This is a genomic window from Streptomyces spiramenti (genome assembly GCF_012034385.1).
Taxonomy (GTDB): Bacteria; Actinomycetota; Actinomycetes; order Streptomycetales; family Streptomycetaceae; genus Streptomyces; species Streptomyces spiramenti.
The window spans coordinates 1-3,477 of the sequence record NZ_JAAVJB010000361.1 but is presented as its reverse complement, the minus strand read 5'-3'; the positions used below and the strand labels follow the sequence as shown (position 1 = coordinate 3,477).

The window sequence follows — 3,477 nt, the reverse complement described above, 5'->3', positions numbered from 1 at the left end:
CCCGCCGGCGTGGCCGGTCCCGGCCCGTCACGGCGCCGTGGGCGGCGGTGCGGCCGTCCCGCCCGTCAGTCGGCGGCGACGGCGCGGTAGCGGTCGGCGGTCTCCCGCAGCACCTCGCGTCCGTCGCGGGCCCACATCGCCTCGTTGAAGATCTCCACCTCGATCGGGCCGTCGTACCCGGCGGCGTCCACGACGCGGCGGAAGTGGGCCATGTCGATGCAGCCGTCCCCGATCTGGCCGCGTCCGGTCAGTACGCCGGCCGGCAGCGGGGTGACCCAGTCGGCGAGCTGGAAGCAGTGGATGCGTCCGGCGGCGCCGGCGTCGGCGATCTGCCGGTCCACCCGCTCGTCCCACCACAGGTGGTAGGTGTCGACGACGACGCCGACCGTGCCCGCGTCGAACGGCTCGGCCAGGTCGAGCGCCTGCCCCAGCGTGGAGACGGCGCAGCGGTCGGCCGCGTACATGGGGTGCAGCGGTTCGATCGCGAGTCGCACACCGCGGTCGGCGGCGTACGGCGCCAGCTCGGCCAGCGCCTCCGCGACGCGGGCACGGGCGTCGACCAGCCCGCCGCCCTCGGGCAGGCCGCCGGAGACCAGGACGAGGGTGTCGGTACCGACGCCCGCCGCCTCGTCGATGGCCGCCCGGTTGTCGTCGAGCACGGCCTGCCGGTCCGGGGCGGTGAAGAACCCGCCCCGGCACAGCGAGGTGATCGTGATCCCGGCCTCCGCGAAGAGGTCGGCCGCGGCCTTGACCCCGTACTCCTGGACCGGCTCGCGCCAGAGCCCCACCGCGGTGACGCCCTGTTCGCCGCAGGCCTCGACCAGTTCCGGCAGACCGAGCTGCTTGACGGTCATCTGGTTGATCGAGAAGCGCTCCAGCCCGGGGCCGGCCACTGCTGCGGCGCTCATGCGGTGACTCCGTGGACGGCGAGCAGCTGCCGCATCCGGGAGGCGGCCAGCTGCGGGTCGGGGAAGAGGCCGAGTTCGTCGGCGAGCCGGTAGGCGTGGGCCAGGTGCGGCAGCGAGCGCGCCGACTGGAGCCCCCCGACCATGGTGAAGTGGTCCTGGTGCCCGGCGAGCCAGGCGAGGAACACGACACCGGTCTTGTAGTAGCGGGTGGGTGCCTTGAACAGGTGGCGCGAGAGCGGCACCGTCGGGTCGAGGACGGCGCGGAACCCCTCGGTGTCCCCGGTGTCCAGCTTGCGCACGGCCTCGGCCGCCAGCGGCGCCAACGGGTCGAAGATCCCCAGCAGCGCGTGGCTGAACCCGTGGGCGTCCCCCGCGATCAGCTCGGGGTAGTTGAAGTCGTCGCCGGTGTAGCACCGGACGCCGTCCGGGAGGCGGCGCCGCAGGGCGACCTCACGGCCGGCGTCGAGCAGCGAGATCTTGATGCCGTCGACCTTGTCGCTGTGGTCGGAGATGACCGACAGGAACGTCTCGGTGGCGGTGTCGAGGTCGGCGTCGCCCCAGTAACCGTCCAGCGCGGGGTCGAACATGGGGCCGAGCCAGTGGAGGACGACCGGCTCCTGCGACTGGCGCAGCAGGTGGTCGTAGACCTCGGCGTACTCCTGCGGCCCGGACGCGACGGCGGCCAGGGCGCGGGAGGCCATGAGGATGGGCTGGGCACCCGCGGACTCCACGACTTCCAGCTGCTCCTCGTAGGCGGCGCGGACGTCCTTGAGGGTGGTGCCGGGGGCCGGGGTGAGCTGGTCGGTGCCGACACCGCAGGCGATGAGCCCGCCTTCCGCCCGGGCCTCCGCCGCGGAGCGGCGGATCAGCTCGGCGGCGCCGGACCAGTCCAGGCCCATGCCGCGCTGCGCGGTGTCCATGGCCTCGGCGACGCCCAGGCCGTGGGCCCAGAGGTGGCGGCGGAACGCGAGGGTGCTCTCCCAGTCCACGGCGGCGCGGTCGTCCGGGCCGACGTCGGCGAGGGGGTCGGCGACGACGTGCGCCGCGGAGTAGACGACCCGGGAGGCCGGCCGCGGTCCCTCGGCGGCACGGGCGACGGGCTCGGTGCGGTGCCGGTAGTGCTCCAGTGCGCCGTCCTGGGTGGGCAGCCGCAGCGTGTCGGGGGTAGGTGCGTCCGTCACAGCCGCACCTCGGGGACGTCGAGGCGGCGGCCCTCGGCGGCGGAGCGCAGACCCAGGTCGGCGAGCTGCACGCCGCGCGCACCGGCGAGCAGGTCCCACTCGTAGGGGGCGTCGGTGACGACGTGGCGCAGGAACAGCTCCCACTGCGCCTTGAAGCCGTTGTCGAACTCGGCGTTGTCCGGCACCTGCTGCCACTGCTCGCGGAAGGACTCGCCGTTGGGCAGGTCGGGGTTCCACACGGGCTTGGGCGTGGTCGAGCGGTGCTGGATGCGGCAGTCGCGCAAGCCCGCCACAGCGGAGCCCTCGGTGCCGTCGACCTGGAACTCCACCAGCTCGTCGCGGTTGACCCGCACCGACCAGGAGGAGTTGATCTGCGCGACGACGCCGCCGGCGAGCTGGAAGACGCCGTAGGCCGAGTCGTCGGCGGTGGCGGTGTAGCGCTCGCCCTTCTCGTCCCAGCGCTCGGGGATGTGGGTGGCGGTCAGCGCCTGCACCGTCTCCACACGGCCGAACAGCTCGTGGAGCAGGTACTCCCAGTGCGGGAACATGTCGACGACGATGCCGCCGCCGTCCTCGGAGCGGTAGTTCCAGGAGGGGCGCTGCGCGGGCTGGAGGTCGCCCTCGAAGACCCAGTAGCCGAACTCGCCGCGCACGGAGAGGATGCGGCCGAAGAAGCCGCTGTCGATGAGGCGGCGGAGCTTGAGCAGCCCGGGGAGGAACAGCTTGTCCTGGACCACGCCGTGCTTGATGCCGGCGTCGGCGGCTTGGCGGGCGAGGGCGAGCGCGCCGTCGAGCCCGGTGGCGGTGGGCTTCTCGGTGTAGATGTGCTTGCCGGCGGCGATGGCCTTGCCGATGGCCGACTCGCGGGCCTGGGTGACCTGCGCGTCGAAGTAGATGTCGACGGAGTCGTCGGCGAGGACGGCGTCGAGGTCGGTCGAGACGGCGGCGGGGTCCAGCCCGTGGCGGACGGCCAGCTCCCGCAGGGCGTGCTCACGGCGGCCGACGAGGACGGGCTCGGGCCAGATGACGGTGCCGTCGCCGAGGTCGACGCCGCCCTGCTCGCGGATGGCCAGGATCGAGCGCACCAGGTGCTGCCGATAGCCCATGCGGCCGGTGACGCCGTTCATGGCGATCTTGATGGTCCTGCGTTCGGTGGCCGATGCGCTCATGGCCCCCACGTCCTTTCGTCGGGTGGTCCGGGCTGACGCCCTCCGCCGAGAGTAAGCGCTTTCTATCCGTCTGGGAAGCGGGCGCGCACCGCGAGATCCGCGGCTCACCGCCGACGACGCGGCCCGTGACGGTACCGGCGCGCGCCCTGCGCGCGTCGAGGTCGGGCCGCGCCCGGCGTGCGGAGGCGCGGCACGGCCACGGGGTGGGCGGCCCCCGGA

At 73.7% G+C, this 3,477-nt stretch carries 3 protein-coding genes; all 3 read right to left on the bottom strand.

Annotation, left to right across the window (positions count from 1 at the left end; translation table 11 throughout):
* Positions 1-65: 65 nt before the first annotated feature.
* Genes HCJ92_RS23160 through HCJ92_RS23150 form a run of 3 tightly spaced genes read right to left on the bottom strand, consistent with a single transcriptional unit; the run spans position 66 to position 3,258 of the window.
* The gene (locus tag HCJ92_RS23160; protein WP_209311500.1) at positions 66-908 is read right to left on the bottom strand and encodes a sugar phosphate isomerase/epimerase family protein; all 843 of its coding nucleotides are present in this window, start codon (positions 906-908) and stop codon (positions 66-68) included.
* Positions 905-2,089 (bottom strand): dihydrodipicolinate synthase family protein, encoded by a 1,185-nt coding sequence (locus HCJ92_RS23155; RefSeq protein WP_338054347.1) that lies wholly within the window; start codon positions 2,087-2,089, stop codon positions 905-907. The genes HCJ92_RS23160 and HCJ92_RS23155 overlap by 4 nt, the downstream gene beginning before the upstream one ends.
* Positions 2,086-3,258, bottom strand: coding sequence for a Gfo/Idh/MocA family protein (locus HCJ92_RS23150; RefSeq protein WP_167935560.1), 1,173 nt, complete (start codon positions 3,256-3,258; stop codon positions 2,086-2,088). The genes HCJ92_RS23155 and HCJ92_RS23150 overlap by 4 nt, the downstream gene beginning before the upstream one ends.
* Between the last annotated feature and the right edge of the window lie 219 nt (positions 3,259-3,477).

Excerpts from the sequence above, each read along its gene's own strand:
- HCJ92_RS23160 (WP_209311500.1), bottom strand. The coding sequence starts at position 908 with ATGAGCGCCGCAGCAGTGGCCGGCCCCGGGCTGGAGCGCTTCTCGATC.
- HCJ92_RS23150 (WP_167935560.1), bottom strand. The coding sequence starts at position 3,258 with ATGAGCGCATCGGCCACCGAACGCAGGACCATCAAGATCGCCATGAAC.